Genomic DNA, 24,596 nt, shown 5'->3' on the forward strand with positions numbered 1-24,596 from the left:
CTCATGAGTTTTCCCGCACCAGCACCCGGCGCGTTCGCGCTGATCACCGGCGCGAGCCAAGGCATCGGCGAGGCCATCGCGCGCCAGCTCGCCGCTGAAGGCCACAACCTCATCCTTGTCGCAAGGCGCGAAGATGTTTTGCAAAAGCTTGGCGACGAGCTCTCGCTCGCCCACGGCATCAACGTCGAAATCTTCGCGGCAGACCTGTCCAAGGCCCGCGACGTGGACGCCCTGATCAAACACATCAACGACCGCACGGTTTCGATCTGCGTGAACTCGGCGGGCATCGCCAGCTTCGGGCCGTTCATGGCCCAGGACTGGGAGTACGAGACGAACCAGTTCAACCTGAACGCCACGGCGGTGTTCCGCATTACCAAGGCGGTGCTGGACCAGATGGTGCCGCGCGGCGAGGGCGCGCTGTGCAACGTCGGCTCCGCGGCCGGCAACCTGCCGATCCCGAACAACGCCACCTACGTGTTCACCAAAGCAGGCGTGAACCAGTTCACCGAGGCGCTGCACTACGAGCTCAAGGACTCGGGCGTGCACGTGACCCTGCTTGCCCCGGGCCCGGTGCGCGAGGCGTACATCCCGGAGGAAGAGCAGTCCATCGTGGACAAGGTCGTGCCGGATTTCCTGTGGACCACCTACGAGTCCTGCGCCGCCGACACCATCAACGCGATGCGCAAGAACCGCCGCCGCATCGTGCCCGGCCCGCTTTCGAAGGCCATGGACGTGGTGTCCAACTACGCCCCGCGCGGGTGGCTGCCGCCGATCATGGGCAAGTTCTACGCACAGATGGGAGAGGAATAGATGGACATCGCTGCCAAGGACAACCGCATCGTCTGGGTCGACCTGGAGATGACGGGCCTGGACCCTTCCCGCCACGTCATCGTGGAGGTCGCCGCCCTGGTGACGGACGCGGAGCTGAACATTATCGACGAGGGCGTGGACCTGGTCGTGCACGCCACCGACGCCGAGCTCGCCGAGATGGACGACTTTGTCACGCAGATGCACTCCGACAACGGGCTGCTCGATGACATCAAGGCGTCCACGGTCTCGCTCGCGGAGGCGGAGGATGCGGTGCTCGGGCTCGTCGAGAAGCATTGCGATCCTGCGCACCCCGCGCCGCTTGCCGGCAACTCGATCGCCACGGACCGCACGTTTATCAGAGCGCAGATGCCGCGCCTCGATGCGGCGCTGCACTACCGCATGATCGACGTCTCCACGGTCAAGGAGCTTTCCCGCCGCTGGTTCCCCAAGGCGTACTTCAACCAGCCGCAAAAGGGCATGGCGCACCGCGCGCTGGCGGACATTGTGGAGTCCATCCGCGAGCTTGATTACTATCGACGCTCCGTGTTCGTGCCCTCCCCCGGGCCCGACACGGAGGCCGCCGTGGAGGCTTCCGCAGGCGCAACCGACGCCTACCAGCCGTTTTTGTGAAAACACGGTGAGGGGCTAAGGTAGATCCCGCTGCAAAAACAGCAATGGTGGCTGTAGTTCAGCTGGTAGAGCACCAGGTTGTGATCCTGGGTGTCGCGGGTTCGAGTCCCGTCAGCCACCCCAAAGTTCAAGGCCTGGCCCGCAGAAATTCGCGGGCCAGGCCTTAGTTGTTGGCGCCTGGTTTGTCCCCGGCTGGCCCCTCCCGTTCGGCCACGGGTATGCCGTTTTAGCAATGTGGCAAATATTTGCCACATTCCAAAACCAGCACACCCCTACTCGTACAGCGGCTCACCGGAACCGCCGGAGCGCTGCTCCCAATCGAGGTTCCAGTACCCCAGGCCGTCGTAAGGCGTGAGCGTGCCGCCAGCGGTGTTCTTCACCACCACCGGGTCGCCGCGCTTGACAAAGTTCTGGAACCACTGCGCGTTGTCGTAGGAGGCGTTGATGCAGCCGTGGGACTGGTTGTAGCTGCCCAGCGCGCCGAGCGCCCACGGGGCGGAGTGCACGTAGATGCCGGAGTAGGACAGCTGCGTGGCGTAGTCCACCGGCGTGACGTAGCCGCCGGCGTCCAGCGCGAGACCGTAGGTGCGCGAGTCCATGGTCAGCTTCTCGTGCTCGTCGCCGACCACATACACACCGTTCGGGGTGTCGTGGACGTTGTCGGTGCCCAGGGAGATCGGGAACTCCTTGACCAGCTCGCCGCCCGAGTAGACACGCATCATCTTGTCGGCGTTGTCCACCACGGCCTCCACGTTGTCGCCGATGGTGAAGTTCGTCTCGCTGTCCTCGCCGCCGTAGACGCCCTTGCTCAGCTTCTGGCCGTAGATGTCCACCTTCACGCTGACTTCAGTGCCGGGCTCCCAGTAGTCCTTGGGGCGCCAGCGCACCTCGTACGGGTCCAGCCAGAAAAACGCGCCTTCGGTGTCGTTGGAGGTCTCCACATCGATGTGCTCCTCCATCGCCTTGGTGTCCTGGACGGGACTGTCGAAGCGGATGGTCACGGCCTGCGCCACGCCAACGGTCGCGCCGTCCAAGGGGCCGACGTAGGCATTGACCGTCGCGTCCGGGGTCAGCGTGGTAAACGAGGACACCACCTTCTGGCCTTCTTTGTCGCGCGCCTCCACGGTGTAGGTGCGGCCGTAGCCGAGCGGCTCGGCGACGGACCACTCAGACTTGTCGCCGTCGAACTCGCCCTCGATCTCCTTGCCGGCCTCGTTGGTCATGGTCACAGACGACAGCCCCGCGGTGGCGGTCACCGTGATCGGGTCCAACGGCGCGACACCGGTCTCCCCGTTTGCCACGCTGACCTTAGGCGGGCGCGGCGAGGCCTTTTCGGTGGTTTTTTCCACCAGGGAGGCGTCGGAGGTGTGCGCGGCCGGCTCCAGCTTGCCGGTGTCCCCGATGGTGCACGACGCGAGCGTCGCCGCTGCAGCCACCAGCGCACAGGCGCGTACCACTCGACGGACCACGGCAAACCCCTCACACAACTACTGTTTATCAATCCCCCATACTCTATCCCCTCACCAGCCAAAGTCCACTATTGTCGCGCGTGTGTTTACGCACATTGCCTATCGACGATTTCTCGCCCCTGACCAGCCGATTTCACGCTAGGCAGAGTGGGTGCTACAGTTTCTTTTCGTTGCCGAGAGCGACAGAGAAAAACAAAATACGCGCCATTAGCTCAATTGGCAGAGCAACTGACTCTTAATCAGTGGGTTCGGGGTTCGATTCCCTGATGGCGCACAAGAAAAGCCCCTTCACCAGCGGAAACAGTTCCACCGGGAAGGGGCTTCTTCGCGTTTCGGGGTCAATCCCCACTAATTCCCCCACACTTTCAAGAAGTTTCGCCCGCGCCGAGCGATTCCAGCGCCCACGAAGCATCGGGGGCTTTCGGCCCGAACTTGAGATACTTGTCTTCGGTTATCTTCGTGTTGGCATGACCGGCGACACGGGAAGCGGTGAGCACGTCTGTCTGTTCCGCCACTATGGTGAGCACAGTTCGCCGTAGTGTGTGGGGCGTGAGTCCTTCGAAGGTTGATCCGCAGACCCGGCGAAGCCGCGTTCGCACGTTCGCGGGCGACCGGGGCGTTCCGTTCGCCGTCGCGAAGACGAAGACCGCATCGGGGGCTTTCTCGATATTGAGCCGGTGAAGAGCGTCGGCGGTGAACGTCGGCACCATCACTGTTCGCCGCCCGCTCTTCGTTTTCGGGCGCGGTTCCCAAACCAGCGAAGGACTATCCGGGGTAGCCTTCCGTTGCTTCACCGACCCGGCGACCGTGACCTCGACGGGGTTCGCCGCGAAGTTCACATCTTCCCAACGAAGGCCGAGCACTTCCCCGATTCGGAAGCCGGTTCCGAGCATCACGTCTACGACGTCGGCAAGATATGGCTGTAGCGGACGCCCGCCCGTTCCGGGCTTCGACTTCCCGACGTTCTTCTCTTCCCAATCGTGGATAGTCTTCCGAAGACGGGCGACTTCTTTCGGGGTGAGCGCGGTTGTTTCCTTCGCCGCTGTTTCCATTGTCGGAATGGCCCGCCCGGGGTTGAAGGTCACGATGCCTTGAGACTCGCCGAACGCGAACGCTTGGGAGAGCACGCGGCGAAGTGAACGATGCACCGAAGGCTTCCCTTCCGCCGCTTCTTCGACCCACGCGCCGAGACGCGGGGCGGTACATTCCCGAATGAGTAGATGCCCGCGTTCGGCCTTCACGCGCTCATAGGGCACCTTGTAGGCCGCTAGTGTGCCTTCCGAGAGCTTCCCGGCGTCGGCACGCTGTTCCACCGTCGCCCACCACGATTCGAGCAGAGCCGACAACGGCGAGCTAGCGTTTAGATCCGCGTTTCCGAGATTCGCCCGCTCTTCGGCAATGGCGCGGGCGTCTTTGAGCGCCGACGTCTTCGTTCGGCGTTCGATATCGACTTGATGCTTCCGCCCATCTTGGCCGCGATACCAGCAGCGGGCACGCCACCCGCCCCGCGACTTTTGGGCGTTCACGGCCCCGACTTCCCCCACTTCCAGCCGACGCCTACCCATTTTCTAGCCCTTCGTAGTCGCCGCCTTCGATTACACCGCCGAGTGCAATAATTCGCGCTTCAACGGCCCCGAGCCGACGAATGGCGTTATCGCGGTTCGCTTCCGAACGGGCGGTTCGGTTCGCCGGTTCGCTAAGCGCCGCGATTCGTTCGGCTAAGCGACGCCGCTCTTCGGAGAGCCGTATTAGTTCGTTTCCCGTCGCATTTTCACGACGGTGGATCGCCTTTTCTTCGTCGGTGAGGGCTTCGCCTTTTTCCCGTTGGGCCGCTATGGCTGTCGACGTGTTTTCGCTCGCTTCGCGCCGTACCAGAAAGTGCGCCGCGTCCAAGCTAGGCAGATCCACCATCGGCGAAAACTCGACATATTCGTCGGGCATACCTGGATATAGCAGCGTGGCGAGTGACGTGTTCAGAGCTTCCGACAACACAAGCGCATCGGGTAAATACAAACGCTTCCGCCGACCAGTTTCGAGATCGGCGATAACCGCCTTCGTCACTTTGTGGCCAATTGCGGAAGTTCGGTCTTCGAGCTTTTGGGCACTCAATTCCAAATCGATTCGCCGCTTTCTCATGGACTCGGAGAAAACTTCCACCAGCTCAATTGCCCAATCTGACATGCATAAAAGCATACGACACATGTCGCGCCGCGTTCCCGTTGATATTAAATAATCCCGTCTCATACTCGGCAATTTAGACTAATGGCGTCATTTCCACAAGACTCTTGTGCCATACACATGATTACGCTACGGTGTTGTGTAGGTTCACCGAATATCGAGAAGGGAGAAACGATGAACCGAACACCAGACCAGCTACTCACAGCCGCCGAGCTGGGCGAGTACCTAGGCGTCTCGAAGCAGAGTCTCGCGCAGATGCGAACGAATGGCACCGGCCCGCGCTTTATCCGCGCTTCGGCGAACAACATTCGCTACCGCTGGGCCGACGTCATGGCCTGGCTCGAAGCGAACTCGCACGAAAGCACGGACGAATACACCAACCAACCGGGCACGTTCAACCGGAAAGTAACTGCCTAAGCAGGCAAAAAGGGGAGACACAATGCGTATCGAGAAGTACAAAGACCAGCGCGACATACTCGGCACCCGCACCCGCGCCTTCCAGATCATCGACAACGACGGCGCGTTCTATCTCGCGGGCCGAACCGATTATCTGCACGACCTTCCGCCCGTCGAATGGGTATGGAAGCAGGCAACGGATCGCGACCTTCGCCCCGGTTCGGCACGATTCCGCCGCATTATGGCCGCGTGCCTGGACAGCGAAGGGGAAGGTGGCACGCTTCGCCGCCCCGCCGACGTCACCGCCCGCATCGAACAGCTCGCAGACGTCTAAGGGGGCAACCATGACCAGAATTCCCCGTTCTGCACGCGACCTAATCGAGAGCGCGAACCGTGAAGGTGAGACGCCACAAGACGCGATACATCACGCGCTTATCCGTATCCTTCCGGGCTTCTTGAGCACCGAAGTCTTCGATACCTACACGCTGGGCGAAGACCTAGCGCGCTGGGCTGTAGCGAACCTTGAAGACGTAGACCTTGACAGCTACCGGCACGGAAGCCGCTACCTCGAAGGGAAGACGAAGGCAGAACCGCAATGACCGACCCGCTGACCGTCGAGAGTCGCCGTAGAAGAACTCTTCTTTTCGACTCGATGAAGCACCACGAAAGCATTTGCCGAACGCTTCGATCCGAAGACCGAACGGCCTTCGCTTTTCACTCGATCCACTTCGCCCGCGCTGGATATGAGCTAACCGCCCATATGTTGCGCTGGAATGAGTTAGAGCCGGTAGAAGCCGCCGACATGATCGAACTGTTTAACCGCATCACCGAAAACGCGGCGAGCACCTTCACGCCCGGAAGCCGGGGTGAACTATGACCGTCGCCGAACAGAGAAACGCCCCCGCCGTAGCTGCAACTACATGCGAGGGCAAAGACCACAGCCTAAGAATTCAGAAAGGAACCGGATCTTCCATGCACATTACCACGGCCCCTAACACTTGGCCTATCAGTAATAACGTCACGGTGACGGAAGGCGACCACGGCCCCGCCGTAGTAGTCACCGCCGACACCCCGCTCACCATCGAGCAGACCCGCCGCTTAGTTCGTGACCTTCTCGAAGCGCAGCGTTTCATCGCCGACACCTTCGAGCCGATCCCGTTCGTTCTGGCGTAAGTGCGCACCGGGCCGGGGAAGCTCTTCCGCTGCAACGGATTCCCCGGCGTCACGGAGGAAGGACACGGCCCCGGAACGCCCGGGGCCGCTTTCGACTACCGACCACGGGCAGAAAGCGAACACAGTTGTCACACTACGAAAACCTAGGTTCCTTCGTGGAGGAACTACCGGCTGACGAATGGAACAAAGAAACGTACGTCTTCGATGAAGAGACGTTACAGTTGTCTAGTTGGGCGCGCAGCGAATGGGCACGGAAGTACGCCCCGATCCCCGCGTTAAAGGGCGTCCGCACCACCACACAAAACGCGAAGCTCGTGCTGTCCACTATCGCCGATTACAGTAACCCGACCTATTGCGGTTCGTGGCCCGGTATCGACACGATCATGGAAGAGACGGGCTTAAAACGCCGAGCAATTCAGTACGCCCTTCGAGCACTGGAAGCGGCCGGGCTAATCGAAGAAGCCCCGCGTCTTGCCGAAGCGTGCCCGAAGTACCTCGCGATACCCGCCGATAAACGGCCCGTTTTTTATCACGTCTACTTCGTCTTTGATAGGCGCTACATTACGCCCGCCTTCACAGAATGGGCAGACTCAAGGCTCGGAGAATTGCGGGAAAAGTATGCGAAACAGCGCCGAGCGGGGTGCAACGAGGAACCGAGCGGGGTGCAACGGGTAACCGAGCGGGGTGCAACGGGTGACCAAACGGGGTGCAACGAGGAACCGAGCGGGGTGCAACAGGTTGCATACAAAACAAGTATTAAACAACTATCTAAAACAAATATTGATCCAAATAGGGATACATGCGAAGCCGAAAAAACCGACGCCACCATCGAAGACCCGAGCGCCGCGCTAGACGCGCTTTCAACCGACCCCGACCGTCTTCGCTTTGAACAGCTCGCAGACACGAACCCGGAACTTCGCCGCCTTCGCGACGAATTCGAGCTATTGAAGAGAGGGCAGACCGGAAACGGCGCACCTTCGCAGTGGACACATCGGTTCACCGGCTAGCGAAGGGAGAGCATCACAGACACAGTTTCAGAGCCGAAAACCGGCTAACTATGGGGGAAAGTATGGGGGAATCGGGCTTACACGGCCCGCTTTACTTCCTTGACCAGCACCGAAGGCGTATCAATGCGACAACGGGCGGTTGTCGGTTCGATGAAAACCGCCCTTTTGCCCTTGATTCAGCGACGGCGGAGCGGGTGCGGAAAGTGTGGCGGGAAGAAATACCAGCCAGCGGGAAGCACGGCGAGATAGGGCGCGGGAGGGATAGAGATACGTTACGTAACTCTAATCCCACATCGAACGACGGCCTGTTGGCCCGGTTGAAGCGTGACCACCCGGACATGGCCCACGAAGCAAACACAAAACCCGGCCTTACGGGAAAAGACCGGGGAAGTGTAGCGCCGAGACAGGGGGCTACCCACTCGCCGCTAACTCAATCATCATCGCCCCGCTACGCGGTCAAACACTTTCGTCCCCGTCTTCGCTTCGGAATATCGTGCTGTTCGACCAAATCAGTAATGACACACCAGCCGACGCCCGTAAAGTCACGAACTTCCGACCAAGTTAGATCGGGCCGATCACGAAGAAGCGAAAGCGTCTGCCTTCGACGCCTTTGCGTAGCTAATCGCGCCAATTCCTTCTTAGCGTGGCGCACACGCCGCTCGCGGGCGGCGTTCGGATCAAGCCGTTTCAGTTCCGCAAAACCCGGCACACCCGCCGCGAAGAGCAGCGTTCGCGCTTCGTAAGCCACACTTCGAGCACAACCACAAACATCAGCGACCTCTTCCGGGGAACGGTTCGGCCCGCGCTGCCACTCGATTAACACCTGATCCATCACGCCACCCCGCCCCGGTAGCTTCACGAACTCTTGGCCCTTATTCACGGCTTTCCGCACTTCTGCCCGATCCCGTTCAACCGACCAGCGGTAACGAAGTTCGTCGGCTAGTTCTTCGTCGCCGTTCTTCACCGCCGTTTCAATCTTCCCGGCGAGAGCAGTCACGCTAGTTCGCTTCCGATCCGCGACCTTCCCGGAATAGTTGTTTCGCGCTGACTGTTCCGGTGACGCCGCCCGAAGAGCCGCTAGCTCTTCGGCGTACGCCCCGCGACAATTGGCACACAGGCCGCGACCTCGATGCATGGCGAACCCGTCAGGAATAGGTGGCTGGAAGCGCGACCAGCGCACCATCGGCGTTCCACAGTTGCGGCACGGCGTCCCGAACTCGATAAAGGGCCGTTTCCGCCCCGGGTAGATGCCCTCGATACCAGCGACCGCTTCTAATGCGTCTAGCGCGCTCTTAGAGCCGTCGCAGAGCACGCCCGCCATGATTACCCCATTCGCCGGTGCTAGAGCTTCACGGCGTAAATCAGAGCCGGAATACAGGGCGTCTCTAGCGCACCGCTTCAACATCGGGCACGACTGGCACACCTTCTTCGCCCGCCGAATGTTGCCTTCCGCCGCTTCTTCCGGGAACAGAAACGCATCACGAACAGACAACGGGGTCACAGTGGCGCACGCGGGGGAAGACACGCCCAAACCGTCGCCCAAACCGGGAAGCGGTCGGGCCGACCAGAACCGCCCCAAACTGACCGCCACCGACTAACGCCGACAATCACGCCATGACCAACGAACGGGAATGGCTGACCTACCACGAAGCCGCCGAACACTTCGGCGTCAGCGAACGCACCCTCAACCGAATGGTGAAGGCCGGGGAAGTCACCATCACCCGCCGCCGCTGGACACGGCCAAGCGTCTACCTCAACGCCGCCGATATCGCCGCCGCGCTGGAAGGTGCCGAAGCATGACCAACTTCGACAAAATGCTTACCTACCAGCAGGCCGCGCAATGGTACGGCGTCACCGAACGCCACCTAAAGCAGCTTCGCGCCGACGGGAAAATCACCGCCCACGAACGCCCCAACCGGAAGACCCGCTACTTCGACCCGGAAGAACTCGACAACGTTCTCGGCAAACCGACGCCCAACCAGCTCATAACGAACCTTCTTTCGCACCTTCCCCGCCGCTACCACGAACCGATCCGCGACCTGATTCGCCGAATCGACCTAGGCGAGCTTCCCCCGAACAGTCTTTTCATCGAGTACCACGAACCGCCGAACCTCGAAGACCTTCTTGCACTCACCGACGCCGAGCTGAAACGCACCCTCGACGCCCTCGCCGACCAACCAGCACCGGAACCGGCACCCGACCTTCTCGAAGACTTCCCCGACCTAGACGAACTACTCGCCGCCGATATCGACCTGGACGGCTACGACTAGACGCCCGGAGCACCGCCCACAAGCCCACACAACGAACGGAGAAAACATGTCCTATTCAGTGAACCTCTTCACCCTCGAAGACCGGCTAAACGGCCTTCGCGAAGAGATGCGCACGAAGGCCGAAGCCCTCGCCCGCTCCAACTCATTCACCGCCGAAGGCAAAATCGAGAAGTGGGATCAGACCCGCGCCGCCTACTTCGACCGGCTGCAAGACCTTCGCGGTGACGTGAACGCGGTAAAGCGCGGCATCGACAACATGCTCGACTACGCTCGCGCCGCCGCCGTCGGCACCCCGCCCGACCCCGCCGCCCCGGACGTCGCCGCTGAACTCGCCACGGCCCGAATTCTCAACCGCCGCAATAAGTGGGAGATGAACACCATCACCGCCGAGCTGAACAAACTTCTCGGCACGCCCACCGCCGCGCTATTGATCGAAGAGTTAATCGCACGCGGCCACGCCGATGAAGCCACCATCGACGCGCTAATCGAGAGCATTGTTCCCGCCGTCTCGGAAGCCCGCGTATTCCAGCAGTACGCGAAAACCGCAATGGCGAACGTGTTCGACCGACTCATTCACGACCTGGACGAACTCGACCAGCGCGGCCCACTCGCCCCCGGAGCAGCATCACCGAGCGGCACGGAAGACCAATACCGCGTGACCCTTGCGACCGTCTTCGGCACCGGCCCCGCCATTGTCACCGCCGAAGGCAAGTACACCTACGACATGAACAAATTGGAGCGATACCGTGGCTAGCCTTTTCGAAAAAGCATTCGCCGAAGCCGTTGAAACTGGGCGCGGCAACATCGACCGACTTGTCGCCCTGAAGCGAGAAGACACCGCCCGAGAGAAACGCGAACTGGACAGGCAGACCCTCGCGGACGAACTCAACGCAGCTCGCAAACAAAAGGCAGAGCAAGACGCTAAACGCACCGCCGCCGCCCGGAAGAAGATTAAGCCCCTTCGCGCCGAGCTGGAAGAGAAGCGCGAGAGAGTCACGGACACCCGCGCAACCCTCGACGCCGCCCAAAAGGCCTACAACGAAGCCCTAGCCGAAGCGAAGGCAACCCACCGCCAGATCCTAGGGATCGCGTGGAACTTGTGGCCCGGCAACACGATTCCACGCGATAACGACGGCAACCCGACAGCCGACATTTTTTCGCAGTTCGGCTACGTCGTAGTAGACGGGGAAAGCATCACCGTGCTACGAGATGAACCTTCAATCTGGGCATGAACAACGACACCATCACCGCCGCCGACCTAGCCGAATGGATACGCACCCGCGACCCGGGAAGCCCACTCGCCGACCCGAACCGCTACCAGATCCACAACCCCAACCGGGTAACGCTGATACCACCACCGCACCCCGAAACATACGGGCTACCCGCGATAACCGTAGAAACGTTCACCCGGGAAGACGGCACCCGCGCCTACAGGTGGCGAACACCGCACGCCGAACGCACCGGAAGCTTCACGGGATACGGAAGCGCCCACGCCTTCGCAACTTCGCTACGCGATTACCTCATGGGCCGGTGAACTACCCCCGATAGACCATCGGGGAACAGGGGTCAAACCCGTGAACCAAGAGGGGGTGAAAACGGGGTGCATTTCACCTTCGCTTCACCCCTTCCCCGGTTCTTAATCGCCCCACTAATTCCCCCTATAATTGGGCGCAATTCGCCGCGATTATCGAAAGCTTAAGAATATTCGAACAGCGTTCCAATCTCGACGTAAAAGCACCTTTTGGACGGTTTTCCTAGACGAACGCCTATTCGAATTCAGTCCAGTGGGTTCGGGGTTCGATTCCCTGATGGCGCACAAAGTGCGGCGAGGCCAGCAGGAATTCTACCTGCTGGCCTCGTTTTGTTCTGCATTTGGCCATTGCGCCCGCTGCCCGCCCCCTGAGAGTAGGCTTAAGCCCATGAAGACAGCATTAGTGATCGTGGACGTGCAGAACGACTTCTGCCCCGGCGGCGCGCTGGCCACCGCCCGCGGCGACGAGGTGGCGTCCAAAATCGCCGAACTGATCTCCACCGCGGACAGCCGCACCCATGACTACGACTGCATTGTTGCCACCCAGGACTGGCACATCGACCCGGGCGCGCACTTCTCGGACGCGCCCGACTTCGTGGATTCGTGGCCGCCGCACTGCCGGGCCGACTCCTACGGCGCGCAGATCCGCGGCCCGGTGAACACCGAACTGATCGACCAGTTCTTCAAGAAGGGCCACTACACCGCCGCTTACTCCGGCTTCGAGGGCGTCAACGACAACGACGAGTTGCTGGCGGACTGGCTGCGCACGCAGAGCGTTTCCCACCTGGATGTCTGCGGCATCGCCACCGACCACTGCGTGCGCGCAACGGTCCTCGACGCGTTGAAGGAAGGCTTCAAGGTCCGGGTGCTGCGGGCAATGTGCTCGCCTGTCGACGACAAGCGCGGCGCCGACGCCCTCCAGGAGATGATCGACGCCGGCGCGGAACTGGTCTAACGCTAGTTCGGCGTGTAGCCGAGCAGGTCTTCCATCTCCCCCATCTCGGCGGTTTGGACGTCGACCATCTGCTGCGCCATTTCGCGCAGCGGGCCGTAAGCGCCGCGGTCGATCTCATCCTGCGTCATGTCGATGACGTGGGCGTGGTGGAAGTGCATCATCTCCAAAAACGCGGTGCGCAGATCGTCGCCGGCTTTTGATTCGAACTCTGCGAGCTGCTCCGGGTGGAACATGCCGTTGGCGATGTGTTTGGAGTGGTGCTCCATATCCTCTTGGATGCCCCACTCGTCAGCCCAGGCTCGCATCTGCTCGTTCTCGCGCTCCTGGCCGTCCTTGATGCGCTGCGCAAGGTCGCGGACTTCGGCGTCGTCCACGTCCGAATCCAGCAGCACGTCCGACATGTCGATCGCCTGCTCGTGGTGCGGAACCATCATCCCGAGGAAGTGGACGTCCACCTCGTTGTAGCCCGCCTCCCCGTCAGCGGAGGTGGTGGTTTCGGGGGAGAATACGGCGCGTATCGACGGCCCCGCGAACGTCAGCACCAGCGCCAACGCCGCAATCACCGCCACTGCGATCCACAGCGGCTTCTTGCTGGGCCGCATCTCCTCGAGTTCCGGAACGTGCGCGGTCTGCGCGTGCTCATTCGTCATTGGTATGCCCTTTCACTCAAGATGAGTATATACAAAACCGCCCAGCTGCGGGAGACAGCTGGGCGGTAACAGCGTGAGGCCTGTTGCCTCTAGCGGTTCGCTAGCAGCTTCTGCAGCTCCTTAAGCTCGCCTTTGCGCTTGCGGCCGTTGTACACCTTGATGCCGACCAGGGCTGCAACACCGACGACGATCCCGCCGATGACCTTCTGCACAGTCTCATCCTGGAGCCAGTTAGCGGCCTCGGACTTTGCGTTACCCGCCAGGGTCTTCGGGTTGGTACGGTCCGCGAGCTCGTCCAAGGTACTGGCGAGCTGGTTGCGGGTGCGCTCGAGGTCGCGCTCGATATCGTGAATGTCTCGTGCCACTTTGGGAAACTCCTACGTCTACGTTGACTTTTACAGACTGACGTCTTTTCGTCTCCACAGTAGTGTAAAACGGGGAGGCATGACTCAGCCGATTAGATTAGAAAAGGGCGACACCGCCCCCGCTTTCACCCTCAAAAACGATCGGGGCGACGACGTCTCGCTCGCCGACTTTGCTGGTCAGCGCGTCATCGTCTACTTCTACCCCAAGGCCAACACGCCTGGCTGCACCACTGAGGCCTGCGACTTCACCGACAACATGGAGCAGTTCCGCGACGCATCGGTGACCGTGCTGGGCATTAGCCCCGACGCTGAAGACAAGCTGGCCAAGTTCCGCACTGACCACGACCTCGGCATCGAGTTGCTCTCCGATCCGTCGAAGGAAACGCTCGAGGCCTACGGCGCTTTCGGCGAGAAGAAGAACTACGGCAAGGTTGTCCAAGGCGTAATTCGCTCAACCTTCCTGGTGAGCGTGGACGATGCCGGCAAGGGCACCGTCGATCAAGCCCAGTACAACGTCAAGGCAACCGGCCACGTTGGCCGCATCTTGCGCGACTGGGATATTTAGGGTCACCAAACGCCCCGAAAAAGATTGGTGCGCCCGGAGAGACTTGAACTCTCACGCCATAAGGCACTGGAACCTAAATCCAGCGCGTCTGCCAATTCCGCCACGGGCGCGTCGTCGTTGGATGTTACACGGCGCAAGGCACTGAACAATAAACGCCAGGCGGCATCCAACTTTCGTTTGGTCTTTTCATGTTGCCGGGTAGACTGACCGGCTGTGAGCGAAGAGAACAAGGCAGTTGAGAGCACCGATGCGGTGCCTCAACGCGAGCGGGTCCGCGTGCGCTGGTGGCACATCGTGCTGCTCATCGCGGCGGCTGTGACCTGTCTGCTGCTCGCCCGATGGCAGTGGCACCGCTACCAGTCTGGTTCGGGCACCTTCCAAAACTTGGGCTACGCACTGCAGTGGCCGTGCTTCGCCGCGTTCTTCGTCTACGCGTACCGCGCCGGCCTGCGGATGGAAAACCAGAAGATCGACGCCGAGAACGCCGGTCTGACCATGGACGACCTCTACGAGGCAGATTTGGCGGAGTTCGGCGAGGTGAAAGAGCCGACCGAGATCGACGAAGACTTCCTGCCGTCGCGCCCTGAGCTGGACGTGGAGGAATACAACAAGCTCGTGGCACCGCGCCGACAAACAAACACTGAAGGTAAAGGTGAATCAGCATGACGCAGCCCACCCCGCAGACCCAGACCGCGCAGCCCCCGCGCATCCACCCGGAGCGCCAGCGCCGCGTGAAGCAGGCGCTGACGCTGTTCACTATCACCGCGTGGATCACCGGTGTGCTGTTTCTTTTGCTCATCACCCGCATGATCATGCAGTACGGCCTTGACATGAACGTCGATTACTTGTCCTGGGTGGCCCGCGTGCACGGCTTCGCGTTCGTGGCGTTTCTGATGGCGTCGCTGAACCTCGGTTCCAAGGCGCGCTGGTCCACCAGCACCTGGATCACCACCGCGATGTCCGGCGTTGTGCCGTTCATGTCCTTCATCGTGGAGGCCAAGCGCCGCAAGGAGGTCAAGGAGAAGTTCCAGCTCTCCTAAGCACAAGACAAAACCCGGCAGGGAAAACCTGCCGGGTTCTTTGCTTTCGGAGAACGTTTACTTCTCGGTGGTCTTGGACAGCACCATCACGCCGACCTTTTCCGCCTGGTCGTTTTGCGGGCTCAGGGTCAGGGTGTCGCCACTGCGCTCGGCGTCGTACTTCAGGTCCTGGTGGGTCAGCGGATCCTCGAGCTTGAACTCCTTGTCATCGCGCAGGCAGTTCGCCTCGTTGGTTTCGCCGTCGGTCTCGGTCATCTGCCAGTCGCAGTCCTTGCCGTCGATAGTGATGGTGGCGTGGCCGCCGCCTTTGCCCTCCTGGGTGGCGGTGATGTCGCCGGTCCATTCGCCGTCGAAATCACCCTTCTGACCGCAGCCGGTCAGCAGAGCGCCGGAGGCGAGAACAGTTCCTACAAGTGCAATCGTTTTCTTCATAAGCACACTGTAACGAATTGCGTCACTTCAGCGCCGCTATGTGCGGGGCCAGGGCCCTTAGCGCCTTGCCGCGGTGGGAGCTTGCGTTCTTCTCCTCTGCAGACAACTCCGCGGACGAACGGCCCTCGGCGTCGGCCGGTGCAAAGAGCGGGTCGTAGCCGAAGCCGTTCTCGCCGCGCGGCTCGCGCAGCAACTCGCCTTCCCAGCGGCCCTCGGCGGTGAACTCTTGCCCGTCCGGTGCTGCCAGGGCGCAGCAGGACACGAACGCGGCGGCACGCTCGTTGATGTCCGCCATCTGGGCCAGCAGCAGGGCGTTGTTGGCCTGGTCGTCGCCGTGGTTGCCGGACCAACGGGCAGACAGGATGCCCGGCATGCCGTTGAGCGCCTTGACGGTCAGCCCGGAGTCGTCGGCCACGCACGGCAGCCCGGTGGCCTTCGCCCCGGCGCGGGCCTTCAAAAGTGCGTTATCCACGAAGGTGAGGCCGTCCTCGACGGGGTCGGGGTACGACGGAGCATCGTTGAGCGACACAAGCTCCACACCCTCGATGTCGAGCTCGCGCAACACCTGCTCGAGCTCACGCACCTTGCCTTGGTTCCTGGAAGCGACGAGAACTTTTACCATCCCAGCGCCGCCTTCTGCGCCGCAATGAGCTCCTCGCAGCCCTTCGCCGCGACATCGAGCATCTCGCCGAGCTGCTCGCGGCCGAACAGGCCGTGCTCGCCGGTTCCCTGGATCTCCACGAAGTTGCCGCCCTCCTGCATCACCACGTTGAGGTCCACCTCGGCGCGGGAGTCCTCCTCGTAGGGCAGGTCCAGGCACACGTGGCCGTCGATGATGCCGGCGGAAACCGCGGCGATGGGCTTGAGCAGCGGCTCGCCCGGGACCACGCCGCGCTCCTTGAGCACAGCGATGGCGTCAGCGAGCGCGACGTACGCGCCGGTGATGGAGGCGGTGCGGGTGCCGCCGTCGGCCTGGAGGACGTCGCAGTCGAGCTGGATGGTGTTCTCGCCGAGCTGGCTCAGATCCACCGCAGCGCGCAGAGAGCGGCCCACCAGACGCGAGATCTCGTGGGTGCGGCCCTTGACCTTGCCCTTCATGGACTCGCGCGGCATGCGCTCGTGGGTGGCGGACGGGAGCATGGCGTACTCGGCGGTGAGCCAGCCTTCGCCGGAATCCTTCTTGAAGCGCGGCACGCCCTCCTCCACGGAGGCGGTGCACATGACGCGGGTGTTGCCGAACTCCACGAGCACACTGCCCGCCGGGTTGGAAGTGAAGCCGCGGGTGATGCGCACGGGGCGCAGTTGGTCGAAGGCGCGGCCGTCCAGGCGCGAAAAATCAGTCATGCGTCCAAGGGTAACGCAGGCGCTTAGGGCTCGAAGGTGGCGCCGGCTTTGCCCAGGATGATCTCGCCGTCGAACTCGGCGCGGGCGGCAGCGAGGACCTCCTCCGGATCGGTCCACGGCTGGATGTGCACCAGCACCAGGGTCTTCACTCCTGCTTCGCGGGCAATGCGTCCTGCTTCCTTGCCGGACAGGTGCATGCCCTCCGCCTTACCCTCGGAGGTAGCGCCCCAGGCGGCTTCGCAGAGGAAGTAGTCGGCGTTGCGGGCGGCGTCGATAAGCGTTGGCGTGTACCCGGAGTCGCCGGAGAAGGTGATCACCTTGCCGGCGGCGTCCTCGATGCGCAGCGCGTGCGATTCTTGTGCCGGGTGGACTACATCGAACGGCGTGATGGTCAGGCCGCTGAGCTGCTCCGGCTGCCCGGCGCGCCAGGTGGTGAACTCGAAAGTGTCCGTAAAGTCGTCCTGCTCCCCCGGCGCGTCCGCGCTCATGCGACCCAGGTGCTCCGGGGCGTACGAGGGGCCGATCAGCCTGTGGCGCTGCTCCGCCGGGGCTGTGGGGTGGTACCGGCGCCACACGAGCAGCGACGGAAAGTCCGAGCAGTGGTCGGCGTGAAGATGGCTGAAGATGACGTGCGCCGCAGACGGGTCGAACCGCTCCTGCATGGCGGCGAGCGCTCCCGGACCGAAGTCCATCACCACATCCGTTTCACCAGGCACGGAGATGACGTAGGAGGAAGCTGGGTTACCGGGCGCGGCCAGGCTCCCGGAGCACCCGAGGATGGTCAACTGCATGGAATCACTCTGCCATGAATGGGGCACATTTTCCTAGTGAATCTTCAAATCGCGGCCGACAGCGTGCACCGGCGGGGCTAGGAAGCGCCGGGCGAGCGCGTCGAAGGTGTCGGGGTCGCCGGTGGATTCGAAGGTGCGGGTGGGGGCGGAAGTGGCGTCGTTAAGCATGTTTTGCTCAGTGAGTACCCGGAGCACGTCCTTAGAGGTCTCCTCGGCCGATGAGACGAGCGCGACCTCATCGCCGATGGCCAGCTGGATCACGCCCGACAGCAACGGGTAGTGGGTGCAGCCGAGCACGAGCGTGTCCACGCCTGCCTCACGCAGTGGTGTCACGTAGCCGCGGGCCACCTCGAGGACTTCCCTGCCGGAGGTCTTGCCCTGCTCCACAAACGGCACGAACTCCGGGCAGGCCTGGGCGGTGACTTCAAGGCCCGGGTGGATGGAAAACAGGTCCTGGTACGCGCCGGACTTCACCGTGCCTTCGGTGCCGATCACGCCGATTTTCTTGTTGCGCGTGGTGGCTATCGCGCGGCGCACGGCCGGCTGGATCACCTCGATGACGGGGATGTCGTAGCGTTCGCGGGCGTCGTGCAGGAAGGCCGCGGTGGCGGTGTTGCAGGCGATGACCAGCATCTTGCAGCCGCGCTCCACAAGCTCGTCGGCGATGCGCTGCGAGTGCGCGCGCACGTCCGCGATCGGCTGCGGGCCGTAGGGGCCGTGGGCGGTGTCGCCGATGTAGATCAGGGATTCGCCCGGCAGCTGGTCCATCACCGCGCGGGCGACGGTCAGGCCGCCCACGCCGGAATCGAAGAGCCCGATCGGTGCTGAATTTGGGTTGCCAGCGAAAGTGTTCACGCCGGCAATCCTATCGCTGGCCAGGATTCTGCAATGAACGCGCTTTGGCCTCGCGTTTCGCGACGAGCTGCGGCGGGTCGTCGGAGGTGATCACCATGCCGGCGACCAGACCGCCGATAGCGCCGAACAGGTGCGCCTGCCAGCTCACGCCCTCAGTGCCCGGCAGCAGCCCGAAGATCAGGCCGGAATAGAAGAAGCCGAGGATAAGCCCGGTGATGATCTGGCCGATGGAGCGGTTGAAAAAGCCACGGATGATCAGATAGGCCAGCCAGCCGTACACCAGCCCGGAGGCGCCGATGTGGTTCGTGCCCACACCGCCGAGCAGCCAGGTGCCTAAGCCACCGATGATCACCACGAACGTTGTGACCTCCCAGAACACGCGCTTGCCCGAGTAGCCCACCAAGAACGCGAAAATTGCGCCGGGGATCGAGTTGGAGATGATGTGCTCCAGGTTCGCGTGCAACAGCGGCGAGGTGAAGATGAACGCCAGGGAGGACACGTCCAGCGGGTGGATGCCAAACGCCTGCAACCACGGGAACACCAGCTCCAGGATGAACACAATCCAGATCGTGGCAAGGAAGCCACCGGCGAGCTTCAGGCCCGTGCTGCGCTGCGCCTTTCGCTTCGGCACCCGTTTGTTTCCGCGGGTTTGGGTGTATTGAGGCTGGCCGTACTGGCCCTGCTGCTGCGGGGTCGCGTACGGGTTGTACGGCTGGGCGGGCTCGCTAAACGCCGGCTGCTGCCGCTCCGGGTGCGAGAACGGTCGCTGGAATGGCTTTCCGTAGCCCGGCTGCCCGGTCTGGCCGTAGCCCCAGCCCTCGGGGGTGTGGTTGTGTTCGCTCATCGTGGTTGGAGTCTAGCGGGTTCGCCGATTGTGGGCCGGGCTGTGGCGCGGCGGTGCTGCGCCACTCCTTGCGCCAAACCCTGAGCACGGGATCCAGAGTATGGCCCAAAACAGGGCGTGCTCTGGGTCCCGTGCTCAGGGTCTGCGAAGGGGTTTGCAGTGGCGGCTGCAGCACGGATTCGAGGAAGGGCCTGCTGCGGTGGCCGACCGGAGGGCGTCGTAAAGCTGCGGGCGAACCCGCTAGCCCATGAGGGCTTCGAGGAGCGAGTCCTGGCAGAACGCGAGCCAGTCGATGAGGCGCTGGCGGTCCTCGCGCGCGGCTTCGCTGCCGGAGTCGTCCGCGGAGGCGTAGAGGCGCATGTCGTTGAGCGCGGCGATGAACTGGTGGGCCTCGTCCTCCTCGATGGTCACCTCGACGCCGCCGGTGGGGCCGAGCGCGGTGTTGACCACCTGCAGGTTGATCAGCTTGGCCTTGATGATGTCGTTTTCGTGCAGGCTGCGCAGCAGGCCGTTGTCGCCGTCGAACTCCTCGTCGCCCTCGCGCTCGAAGTTGGGCAAAAGGCGCGCCAGGCGGGGGTCCTCGGGAGCCTCGGTGTGGCCGGTGGCGACGCCGAGCATCTCCGCGAACTCGTCCTTCGGCGCGGACTGGGCGCGCGCGATCAGCGCCTCGGACACGGTGGCGGTGAGGTCGCCGATGACCTCGCGCTCCATCGGGTCGAAGACGGTGGTGTACTTCGGCGTCGAGCGCATCAGGCCCTTCTTTTTACGCCACGGCTGCATGGACTCTCCCCTACCCTGCCTGCTGCATTGTGGCCCAAAGCCCCGCGGTATGCAGCTTCTTCACGTCGGTTTCCACCTTGTCCTTCTCGCCCGAGGAGACCACGGCCTTGCCCTCGGTGTGGACCTGCATCATCAGCTCGGTGGCGCGCTTGCGGTCGTAGCCCAGCACGGTCTGGAACACGTAGGTGACATAGCTCATCAGGTTGACCGGGTCATCCCACACGATGCACAGCCAGGGCAGGTTCTCGCTCGTGGCCACGTCCACGTCGATGGCCTCGTCCAACTCCGGGGTTGCCAGCGGCGAACCCATGCGCTCCGCGCGGCTGGCCGCAGGAAAATCGGCTGAGGAAAACATGTGCACCACCTTACCTTCTCGTGCCTGGAGGGTACGCTGGCTCACCATGAACGACACTCCCACCCACTCCACCGGCACGCGCGGCTCCACCGCGTTTTTCACGGACATGTACGAGCTGACCATGCTCGACGCCGCGATCAAGGACGGCACCGCGCAGCGCGACTGCATCTTCGAGGTCTTCGGCCGCCGCATGCCCAACGAGCGCCGCTACGGCGTAGTCGCCGGCACCGAGCGGGTGCTCGACGCGATCACCAAGTTCCGCTTCACCCAAGACCAGCTGGATTCCGCGGACTTCCTCTCCCCCGAGGCGCGCGAGTACCTGGAAAACTACAGATTCTCCGGGCAGATCGACGGCTACCGCGAAGGCGAGCTGTACTTCCCGTACTCGCCGATTATGACGGTGCGCGGCACGTTCGCGGAGTGCGTGATCTTGGAGACGGTCCTTTTATCCATCCTCAACTCCGATTCCGCCGTGGCCTCGGCGGCCTCGCGCATGGTCTCGGCAGCCGACGGGCGCCCGATTATCGAGATGGGCTCGCGTCGCACCAACGAGCAGGCGGCCGTCTCCGCCGCGCGCGCGACCTACATCGCCGGCTTCAACGCCACCTCCAACATGGAGGCCTCCCTGCGCTACGGCATCCCCGCCTCCGGCACCTCCGCCCACTCCTGGACGCTGCTGCACGTGGACGAGGACGGCAACCCGGACGAGAAGGCCGCGTTCAAGGGCCAGATCGACTCTCTCGGCGTGGACACCACGCTGTTGGTGGACACCTTCGACATCACCAAGGGCGTGGAAAACGCGCTCGAGGTTGCCGGCACCGAGCTGGGTGCGGTGCGCATCGACTCCGGCGACCTGGGCATCGTCTCTAGGCGTGTGCGCAAGCAGCTGGACGAGGCCGGGGCGTTTAACACCCGCATCATCGTCTCGTCCGACCTGGACGAGTTCGCCATCGCCGGCCTGCGCGGCGACCCGGTGGACGGCTTCGGCGTGGGCACCTCCGTGGTCACCGGCTCCGGCGCCCCCACTGCGGGCCTGGTGTACAAGCTGGTGGAGGTGGACGGCCACCCGGTGGCCAAGCGCTCCTCCGGCAAGGTCACCTACGGCGGCGGCAAGTCCGCGCTTCGCGCCTACCGCTCCTCCGGCGTGGCGGTCGGCGAGGTGATCCACCCGCTCGGCGTGGACGTGCCCCGCAAGCAGAACCTGGAGTACCGCGAGATGACGGTGCCGCTGATCCGCGACGGCGAAATCGTGGACGGCCAGCCCGGCATCGAGGAGATCCGCGAGCTGCACGCGGCCGCCCGCAAGACGCTGCCGTGGGAGGGCCTGGCGCTGTCGCGCGGCGAGGTGGCCATCCCGACGAAGTTCGTCGGCTTCCCGGAGCCCACCGAGTAGGCCGTGGCAGCAGACGAACCGCTCACTCAGTCCACCACCGACCTGCTCGCCGCCGCGGTCGAAGCCCTCGGTGGCTCGCGCCGCCCCGGCCAGGTGAAAATGGCCGAGGCGGTGACGAAAGCCCTCGACTCGGAGCGCCACCTGGCGGTGCAGGCGGGCACGGGCACCGGCAAGTCCCTGGCCTACCTCGTCCCCGCCATCCGGCACGCCCAGGCGCACGGGACCACGGTGGTGGTCTCCACGGCGACGATCGCGTTGCAGCGGCAGCTCGTCGACAGGGATTTGCCCAGGCTGGCGGACGCGCTCGAGCCGCTGCTGCCTGAGCGCCCCACCTTTGCCATCCAAAAGGGCCGCAACAACTACTTGTGCAAGCACAAACTAATGCTTGATAGCGCACCTTCGGAGTCCCTCATCGAGGAAGAGGACCTGTCCTGGCTGGGCAAGCACGTCAAGCGCGTGGCGGAGTGGGCGCAGGACACCGAGACCGGCGACCGCGACGACCTGGTCCCCGGCGTGCCGGACATGGCGTGGCGGCAGGTGTCCGTCACCTCCAACGAGTGCCTCGGCGCGACCCGCTGCCCGCACGGCGAGGAGTGCTTCGCGGAGCTCGCGCGCGAGCGCACCAAGGACGTGGACATCGTGGTGACCAACCACGCACTTTTGGCTATCGACGCCCTCGCGGACGTGGCCGTCCTGCCCGAGCACGACGCCGTAATCATCGACGAGGCCCACGAGCTCGACGGCCGCATCACCTCCGTGGCCACCAACGAGATCTCCGCGCGCGCCCTGGCGATGGCCGCCCGCCGCGCCGGCAAGCTGGGCGCGGAGCGCGACACGCTGGAAAACGTCATCGACGACTTCACCGCCGCCATCGACCTGGAGGCCCCAGGGCGCTGGGAGGTCATCTCGGAGCCGGCCCGCGGCGCTTTCGCCGCGCTTCGCGACGCCCTGTGGAAGACCCGCACCGCCATTTCCGACGCCCCACCCGGTGAGTCCGAAAACGACCCGGAGAAGTTCGCCGAACGCGCCAACCTGCGCAACCACTTGGAGGACCTGCACGACGCGGTGGTGCGCATCCTCGAGGTCTTCGACGAGCCGGACCCCGCCAAGCACTCGGACGTGGTGTGGCTGACCCGCTCGGAGCGCTACGGCGACTCCGTCTCCGTCGCTCCCCTGTCCGTGGCGGGCCTTTTGCACGAGCGGCTCTTCGGCGAGAAGACGGTCGTGCTCACCTCCGCCACGTTGACCGTGGGCGGCAACTTCAACGCTATGGCCGCCGCCTGGGGCCTGCCGCAAGGGACCTGGGATTCGCTCGACGCCGGCACGCCGTTCGACCCGCGCAAATCCGGCATCCTCTACACCGCCCGCCACCTGCCCACCCCGGGCCGCGACGGGCTGTCCGCGGAAACATTAGACGAGATCGCGGAACTGATCACCGCCGCCGGCGGGCGCACCCTCGGTTTATTCTCCTCCCGCCGCGCCGCGGAGCAGGCCGCAGAGGCCATGCGGGCGCGCCTGCCTTTCGACATCCTGCTCCAAGGCGAGGACTCCACCGGTACGCTGGTGGACACCTTCGCCAAAAACGAGAACTCCTGCCTGTTCGGCACGCTCACCCTCTGGCAGGGCGTGGACGTGCCGGGCAGCGCCTGCTCGCTGGTGATCATCGACCGCATCCCCTTCCCCCGCCCCGACGATCCCCTCCTGCAGGCCCGCTCCAACGCAGCCGACGCCGCGGGCCGCTCCGGGTTCATGGAGGTTTCCGCCACGCACGCCTCCCTGCTCATGGCGCAGGGTGCGGGCAGACTTTTGCGGTCTGTCGACGACCGCGGGGTCGTCGCCGTGCTCGACAACCGGTTGGTGACCAAGCGCTACGGCTCGTTCATCCGGCGCAGCCTGCCGGCGTTCTGGGACACCACGGACGCGGACGTCGTGCGCGGGGCGTTGCGGAGGCTCGTCGCTAAGCAATAGCGAGCGCTGTGGTGGAGCCGGGCGCGACCTCCGTGAACCCGGCGTCGCGCACCGCCACCGCATCGGGGCGGGCGGCGAGCTCCGCGAACTCCTCGCGGAGCAGCTCGCGCACGTTTAGCGGGAAGCCGTTGGCCGCCCAGCTTTGCGCCCAGGCGGTGTCGCGCGCGGCCGCGAGCAGCATTGAGGCGTGGCCGGCCTGGGCCGCTGCCTTGCCCGCGGACATGTGCAGCGACGCGTCGAGCGCGATCAGCGGCACGTGCGGGTCGCGCGGGAGCACCTCCCCCGGCTCGATGTCCGTGCCCTTGATCTGCAGCTTCGCAATCGCGTGCGGGACGTCTGCAACCGCCGAGGGGACGAAGGCGCGCACGTTGCCGACGGTGACGCCGGGCAGCGCCTGCACGTCGTCCCAGGCCTTGTTGCGGGCACGGCGGGCCACCTTGCGGATGCGGTGGGAGTACCAGGCGTCTAAGGCCTCGCGCCAAAACCCGTCCTCTCCCGCGCGCGGGTCGAGGCACACGGCCACGGCGGCGCGGGCAGCGTCTTGAAGCACCTGGTTTCGGCTGGGCGGGTCCTGTTTGGGCAGGTTGATGGCCATCTGCATCGCCTGCACCGTCTGCGGGTCGTCCGGGTCCTCGCTGCGGGCTTTGTAGTCGCCCGAGACGCGCTCTGTAAGGAGTTGGTGGGCGGCGGCGATCATCTGCTCAGTCACCGGGGTCAGGGTACTCCTCATTGCGTTGGGCCTGAAACGACGAAAACCCCCGCCGAAGCGGGGGTTCGTTCAGGAGGCCGGTGTCC

Annotated in this window: 34 protein-coding genes, 3 tRNA genes and 1 pseudogene; 21 read left to right on the top strand and 17 right to left on the bottom strand. The window is 63.6% G+C overall.

Features of this window, described 5'->3' with window-relative positions; all coding sequences use genetic code 11:
* The first annotated feature begins 3 nt into the window (after positions 1-3).
* The 3 genes from cmrA to O5O53_RS08380 all read left to right on the top strand — a co-directional run bounded on the left by cmrA (position 4) and on the right by O5O53_RS08380 (position 1,563).
* Positions 4-810: a mycolate reductase gene (gene cmrA, locus O5O53_RS08370; protein WP_269511269.1), complete on the top strand. Its 807-nt coding sequence runs from the start codon at positions 4-6 to the stop codon at positions 808-810.
* Entirely contained in the window at positions 811-1,440 is a 630-nt protein-coding gene (gene orn / locus O5O53_RS08375) for an oligoribonuclease (protein WP_239356637.1), read from the top strand.
* Between the two features lie 47 nt (positions 1,441-1,487).
* Positions 1,488-1,563 (top strand) — tRNA-His (locus O5O53_RS08380).
* A gap of 149 nt (positions 1,564-1,712) precedes the next feature.
* Here the strand turns inward: O5O53_RS08380 and O5O53_RS08385 are convergent.
* On the bottom strand, positions 1,713-2,909 hold the full coding sequence (locus tag O5O53_RS08385; RefSeq protein ID WP_269511271.1) for a L,D-transpeptidase: 1,197 nt from the start codon (positions 2,907-2,909) through the stop codon (positions 1,713-1,715).
* 201 nt (positions 2,910-3,110) lie between these two features.
* Between O5O53_RS08385 and O5O53_RS08390 the strand changes: the two genes are divergently transcribed.
* Positions 3,111-3,183: transfer RNA gene (locus O5O53_RS08390), tRNA-Lys, on the top strand.
* Positions 3,184-3,274: 91 nt separating this feature from the next.
* Here O5O53_RS08390 and O5O53_RS11760 read toward each other — a convergent pair.
* Both O5O53_RS11760 and O5O53_RS08400 read right to left on the bottom strand, forming a co-directional pair.
* Positions 3,275-4,435, bottom strand: coding sequence for a site-specific integrase (locus O5O53_RS11760; RefSeq protein WP_269511273.1), 1,161 nt, complete (start codon positions 4,433-4,435; stop codon positions 3,275-3,277).
* Between the two features lie 31 nt (positions 4,436-4,466).
* A complete protein-coding gene (locus O5O53_RS08400; protein ID WP_269511275.1) occupies positions 4,467-5,090 on the bottom strand; it encodes a hypothetical protein in 624 nt (207 codons plus the stop codon).
* 171 nt (positions 5,091-5,261) lie between these two features.
* Between O5O53_RS08400 and O5O53_RS08405 the strand changes: the two genes are divergently transcribed.
* From O5O53_RS08405 to O5O53_RS08430, 6 genes are all read left to right on the top strand, one after another.
* The gene (locus O5O53_RS08405; RefSeq protein WP_269511277.1) at positions 5,262-5,504 is read left to right on the top strand and encodes a helix-turn-helix transcriptional regulator; all 243 of its coding nucleotides are present in this window, start codon (positions 5,262-5,264) and stop codon (positions 5,502-5,504) included.
* 22 nt (positions 5,505-5,526) lie between these two features.
* Positions 5,527-5,817 (top strand): hypothetical protein, encoded by a 291-nt coding sequence (locus tag O5O53_RS08410; RefSeq protein WP_269511278.1) that lies wholly within the window; start codon positions 5,527-5,529, stop codon positions 5,815-5,817.
* A gap of 10 nt (positions 5,818-5,827) precedes the next feature.
* Positions 5,828-6,082, top strand: coding sequence for a hypothetical protein (locus O5O53_RS08415; protein ID WP_269511280.1), 255 nt, complete (start codon positions 5,828-5,830; stop codon positions 6,080-6,082).
* The gene (locus O5O53_RS08420; protein WP_269511282.1) at positions 6,079-6,360 is read left to right on the top strand and encodes a hypothetical protein; all 282 of its coding nucleotides are present in this window, start codon (positions 6,079-6,081) and stop codon (positions 6,358-6,360) included. The genes O5O53_RS08415 and O5O53_RS08420 overlap by 4 nt, the downstream gene beginning before the upstream one ends.
* A 95-nt stretch (positions 6,361-6,455) precedes the next feature.
* Positions 6,456-6,656, top strand: a complete 201-nt coding sequence (locus tag O5O53_RS08425) for a hypothetical protein (protein WP_269511284.1) — start codon at positions 6,456-6,458, stop codon at positions 6,654-6,656.
* Between the two features lie 155 nt (positions 6,657-6,811).
* Entirely contained in the window at positions 6,812-7,663 is an 852-nt protein-coding gene (locus O5O53_RS08430) for a helix-turn-helix domain-containing protein (RefSeq protein ID WP_269511286.1), read from the top strand.
* 448 nt (positions 7,664-8,111) lie between these two features.
* Here the strand turns inward: O5O53_RS08430 and O5O53_RS08435 are convergent, their stop codons facing one another.
* Together O5O53_RS08435 and O5O53_RS11765 are read right to left on the bottom strand one after the other, a co-directional pair.
* Positions 8,112-8,660, bottom strand: a complete 549-nt coding sequence (locus tag O5O53_RS08435) for a hypothetical protein (RefSeq protein ID WP_269511287.1) — start codon at positions 8,658-8,660, stop codon at positions 8,112-8,114.
* A 381-nt stretch (positions 8,661-9,041) separates the two neighbouring features.
* Positions 9,042-9,254, bottom strand: a pseudogene (locus O5O53_RS11765) (WhiB family transcriptional regulator); the annotation flags it as partial.
* A gap of 23 nt (positions 9,255-9,277) precedes the next feature.
* Between O5O53_RS11765 and O5O53_RS08440 the strand changes: the two are divergent.
* The 6 genes from O5O53_RS08440 to O5O53_RS08465 all read left to right on the top strand — a co-directional run bounded on the left by O5O53_RS08440 (position 9,278) and on the right by O5O53_RS08465 (position 12,419).
* Positions 9,278-9,463 carry a helix-turn-helix domain-containing protein gene (locus O5O53_RS08440; protein ID WP_269511289.1) on the top strand — a complete coding sequence of 62 codons (186 nt, stop codon included), beginning with the start codon at positions 9,278-9,280 and terminating at the stop codon, positions 9,461-9,463.
* Positions 9,460-9,933 (top strand): helix-turn-helix domain-containing protein, encoded by a 474-nt coding sequence (locus O5O53_RS08445; RefSeq protein ID WP_269511291.1) that lies wholly within the window; start codon positions 9,460-9,462, stop codon positions 9,931-9,933. The genes O5O53_RS08440 and O5O53_RS08445 overlap by 4 nt, the downstream gene beginning before the upstream one ends.
* A gap of 46 nt (positions 9,934-9,979) precedes the next feature.
* On the top strand, positions 9,980-10,687 hold the full coding sequence (locus O5O53_RS08450) for a hypothetical protein (protein WP_269511293.1): 708 nt from the start codon (positions 9,980-9,982) through the stop codon (positions 10,685-10,687).
* Positions 10,680-11,165, top strand: a complete 486-nt coding sequence (locus O5O53_RS08455; RefSeq protein ID WP_269511295.1) for a hypothetical protein — start codon at positions 10,680-10,682, stop codon at positions 11,163-11,165. Before O5O53_RS08450 ends, O5O53_RS08455 begins: the two co-directional genes overlap by 8 nt.
* Positions 11,162-11,467, top strand: coding sequence for a hypothetical protein (locus O5O53_RS08460; RefSeq protein WP_269511297.1), 306 nt, complete (start codon positions 11,162-11,164; stop codon positions 11,465-11,467). The genes O5O53_RS08455 and O5O53_RS08460 overlap by 4 nt, the downstream gene beginning before the upstream one ends.
* A 385-nt stretch (positions 11,468-11,852) precedes the next feature.
* Positions 11,853-12,419: an isochorismatase family protein gene (locus O5O53_RS08465; protein ID WP_269511299.1), complete on the top strand. Its 567-nt coding sequence runs from the start codon at positions 11,853-11,855 to the stop codon at positions 12,417-12,419.
* A 2-nt stretch (positions 12,420-12,421) separates the two neighbouring features.
* Here the strand turns inward: O5O53_RS08465 and O5O53_RS08470 are convergent, their stop codons facing one another.
* Positions 12,422-13,069 carry a DUF305 domain-containing protein gene (locus O5O53_RS08470; RefSeq protein ID WP_269511301.1) on the bottom strand — a complete coding sequence of 216 codons (648 nt, stop codon included), beginning with the start codon at positions 13,067-13,069 and terminating at the stop codon, positions 12,422-12,424.
* 89 nt (positions 13,070-13,158) lie between these two features.
* Positions 13,159-13,434, bottom strand: coding sequence for a DUF3618 domain-containing protein (locus tag O5O53_RS08475; protein WP_269511303.1), 276 nt, complete (start codon positions 13,432-13,434; stop codon positions 13,159-13,161).
* A gap of 79 nt (positions 13,435-13,513) precedes the next feature.
* On the opposite strand from O5O53_RS08475, the gene bcp reads away from it, so the two are divergent.
* Positions 13,514-13,999 (top strand): thioredoxin-dependent thiol peroxidase, encoded by a 486-nt coding sequence (gene bcp / locus O5O53_RS08480; RefSeq protein ID WP_269511305.1) that lies wholly within the window; start codon positions 13,514-13,516, stop codon positions 13,997-13,999.
* A 25-nt stretch (positions 14,000-14,024) separates the two neighbouring features.
* Here the strand turns inward: bcp and O5O53_RS08485 are convergent.
* Positions 14,025-14,109 (bottom strand) — tRNA-Leu (locus O5O53_RS08485).
* Between the two features lie 103 nt (positions 14,110-14,212).
* Here O5O53_RS08485 and O5O53_RS08490 point away from each other — a divergent pair.
* Together O5O53_RS08490 and O5O53_RS08495 are read left to right on the top strand one after the other, a co-directional pair.
* Positions 14,213-14,665 carry a hypothetical protein gene (locus tag O5O53_RS08490; RefSeq protein ID WP_269511307.1) on the top strand — a complete coding sequence of 151 codons (453 nt, stop codon included), beginning with the start codon at positions 14,213-14,215 and terminating at the stop codon, positions 14,663-14,665.
* Complete coding sequence (locus tag O5O53_RS08495; RefSeq protein ID WP_269511309.1) at positions 14,662-15,039, top strand: DUF3817 domain-containing protein; 378 nt, start codon at positions 14,662-14,664, stop codon at positions 15,037-15,039. Before O5O53_RS08490 ends, O5O53_RS08495 begins: the two co-directional genes overlap by 4 nt.
* A gap of 57 nt (positions 15,040-15,096) precedes the next feature.
* Here the strand turns inward: O5O53_RS08495 and lptM are convergent, their stop codons facing one another.
* The 8 genes from lptM to clpS all read right to left on the bottom strand — a co-directional run bounded on the left by lptM (position 15,097) and on the right by clpS (position 20,440).
* Positions 15,097-15,471 carry an LPS translocon maturation chaperone LptM gene (gene lptM / locus O5O53_RS08500; protein ID WP_269511310.1) on the bottom strand — a complete coding sequence of 125 codons (375 nt, stop codon included), beginning with the start codon at positions 15,469-15,471 and terminating at the stop codon, positions 15,097-15,099.
* Between the two features lie 22 nt (positions 15,472-15,493).
* Entirely contained in the window at positions 15,494-16,093 is a 600-nt protein-coding gene (rdgB, locus tag O5O53_RS08505; RefSeq protein ID WP_269511312.1) for an RdgB/HAM1 family non-canonical purine NTP pyrophosphatase, read from the bottom strand.
* Positions 16,087-16,815, bottom strand: coding sequence for a ribonuclease PH (gene rph / locus O5O53_RS08510; RefSeq protein ID WP_181888987.1), 729 nt, complete (start codon positions 16,813-16,815; stop codon positions 16,087-16,089). Before rph ends, rdgB begins: the two co-directional genes overlap by 7 nt.
* Before the next feature lie 23 nt (positions 16,816-16,838).
* On the bottom strand, positions 16,839-17,606 hold the full coding sequence (locus tag O5O53_RS08515) for an MBL fold metallo-hydrolase (protein WP_269511314.1): 768 nt from the start codon (positions 17,604-17,606) through the stop codon (positions 16,839-16,841).
* Positions 17,607-17,639: 33 nt separating this feature from the next.
* Positions 17,640-18,461 (bottom strand): glutamate racemase, encoded by an 822-nt coding sequence (murI, locus tag O5O53_RS08520; protein ID WP_269511316.1) that lies wholly within the window; start codon positions 18,459-18,461, stop codon positions 17,640-17,642.
* A 10-nt stretch (positions 18,462-18,471) separates the two neighbouring features.
* Positions 18,472-19,092, bottom strand: a complete 621-nt coding sequence (locus O5O53_RS08525) for a rhomboid family intramembrane serine protease (protein ID WP_269511356.1) — start codon at positions 19,090-19,092, stop codon at positions 18,472-18,474.
* 453 nt (positions 19,093-19,545) lie between these two features.
* A complete protein-coding gene (locus tag O5O53_RS08530; protein ID WP_269511319.1) occupies positions 19,546-20,085 on the bottom strand; it encodes a DUF2017 domain-containing protein in 540 nt (179 codons plus the stop codon).
* A 10-nt stretch (positions 20,086-20,095) separates the two neighbouring features.
* Complete coding sequence (gene clpS / locus O5O53_RS08535; RefSeq protein ID WP_239307514.1) at positions 20,096-20,440, bottom strand: ATP-dependent Clp protease adapter ClpS; 345 nt, start codon at positions 20,438-20,440, stop codon at positions 20,096-20,098.
* A gap of 46 nt (positions 20,441-20,486) precedes the next feature.
* Here clpS and O5O53_RS08540 point away from each other — a divergent pair, with 46 nt between their 5' ends.
* Entirely contained in the window at positions 20,487-21,833 is a 1,347-nt protein-coding gene (locus O5O53_RS08540; protein ID WP_269511321.1) for a nicotinate phosphoribosyltransferase, read from the top strand.
* A 3-nt stretch (positions 21,834-21,836) separates the two neighbouring features.
* Positions 21,837-23,801, top strand: a complete 1,965-nt coding sequence (locus O5O53_RS08545) for an ATP-dependent DNA helicase (RefSeq protein WP_269511323.1) — start codon at positions 21,837-21,839, stop codon at positions 23,799-23,801.
* On the opposite strand, the gene O5O53_RS08550 is transcribed toward O5O53_RS08545, so the two are convergent.
* Positions 23,791-24,531, bottom strand: a complete 741-nt coding sequence (locus O5O53_RS08550) for a peptidyl-tRNA hydrolase (RefSeq protein ID WP_437177853.1) — start codon at positions 24,529-24,531, stop codon at positions 23,791-23,793. The two genes, O5O53_RS08545 and O5O53_RS08550, sit on opposite strands and share 11 nt — an antisense overlap.
* Between the last annotated feature and the right edge of the window lie 65 nt (positions 24,532-24,596).

Source organism: Corynebacterium faecium (genome assembly GCF_027257105.1).
GTDB lineage: Bacteria > Actinomycetota > Actinomycetes > Mycobacteriales > Mycobacteriaceae > Corynebacterium > Corynebacterium lehmanniae.

Coding starts and splice junctions, on each gene's coding strand:
- O5O53_RS08540 (WP_269511321.1), top strand. CDS start 20,487: ATGAACGACACTCCCACCCACTCCACCGGCACGCGCGGCTCCACCGCG.
- O5O53_RS08440 (WP_269511289.1), top strand. CDS start 9,278: ATGACCAACGAACGGGAATGGCTGACCTACCACGAAGCCGCCGAACAC.
- O5O53_RS08450 (WP_269511293.1), top strand. CDS start 9,980: ATGTCCTATTCAGTGAACCTCTTCACCCTCGAAGACCGGCTAAACGGC.
- O5O53_RS08470 (WP_269511301.1), bottom strand. CDS start 13,069: ATGACGAATGAGCACGCGCAGACCGCGCACGTTCCGGAACTCGAGGAG.
- O5O53_RS08410 (WP_269511278.1), top strand. CDS start 5,527: ATGCGTATCGAGAAGTACAAAGACCAGCGCGACATACTCGGCACCCGC.
- O5O53_RS08495 (WP_269511309.1), top strand. CDS start 14,662: ATGACGCAGCCCACCCCGCAGACCCAGACCGCGCAGCCCCCGCGCATC.
- bcp (WP_269511305.1), top strand. CDS start 13,514: ATGACTCAGCCGATTAGATTAGAAAAGGGCGACACCGCCCCCGCTTTC.
- O5O53_RS08415 (WP_269511280.1), top strand. CDS start 5,828: ATGACCAGAATTCCCCGTTCTGCACGCGACCTAATCGAGAGCGCGAAC.
- O5O53_RS08400 (WP_269511275.1), bottom strand. CDS start 5,090: ATGTCAGATTGGGCAATTGAGCTGGTGGAAGTTTTCTCCGAGTCCATG.
- cmrA (WP_269511269.1), top strand. CDS start 4: ATGAGTTTTCCCGCACCAGCACCCGGCGCGTTCGCGCTGATCACCGGC.
- O5O53_RS08460 (WP_269511297.1), top strand. CDS start 11,162: ATGAACAACGACACCATCACCGCCGCCGACCTAGCCGAATGGATACGC.
- lptM (WP_269511310.1), bottom strand. CDS start 15,471: ATGAAGAAAACGATTGCACTTGTAGGAACTGTTCTCGCCTCCGGCGCT.
- rdgB (WP_269511312.1), bottom strand. CDS start 16,093: ATGGTAAAAGTTCTCGTCGCTTCCAGGAACCAAGGCAAGGTGCGTGAG.
- rph (WP_181888987.1), bottom strand. CDS start 16,815: ATGACTGATTTTTCGCGCCTGGACGGCCGCGCCTTCGACCAACTGCGC.
- O5O53_RS08445 (WP_269511291.1), top strand. CDS start 9,460: ATGACCAACTTCGACAAAATGCTTACCTACCAGCAGGCCGCGCAATGG.
- O5O53_RS08420 (WP_269511282.1), top strand. CDS start 6,079: ATGACCGACCCGCTGACCGTCGAGAGTCGCCGTAGAAGAACTCTTCTT.
- O5O53_RS08515 (WP_269511314.1), bottom strand. CDS start 17,606: ATGCAGTTGACCATCCTCGGGTGCTCCGGGAGCCTGGCCGCGCCCGGT.
- O5O53_RS08465 (WP_269511299.1), top strand. CDS start 11,853: ATGAAGACAGCATTAGTGATCGTGGACGTGCAGAACGACTTCTGCCCC.
- O5O53_RS08405 (WP_269511277.1), top strand. CDS start 5,262: ATGAACCGAACACCAGACCAGCTACTCACAGCCGCCGAGCTGGGCGAG.
- O5O53_RS08530 (WP_269511319.1), bottom strand. CDS start 20,085: ATGCAGCCGTGGCGTAAAAAGAAGGGCCTGATGCGCTCGACGCCGAAG.
- clpS (WP_239307514.1), bottom strand. CDS start 20,440: ATGTTTTCCTCAGCCGATTTTCCTGCGGCCAGCCGCGCGGAGCGCATG.
- O5O53_RS08425 (WP_269511284.1), top strand. CDS start 6,456: ATGCACATTACCACGGCCCCTAACACTTGGCCTATCAGTAATAACGTC.
- orn (WP_239356637.1), top strand. CDS start 811: ATGGACATCGCTGCCAAGGACAACCGCATCGTCTGGGTCGACCTGGAG.
- O5O53_RS08550 (WP_437177853.1), bottom strand. CDS start 24,531: ATGAGGAGTACCCTGACCCCGGTGACTGAGCAGATGATCGCCGCCGCC.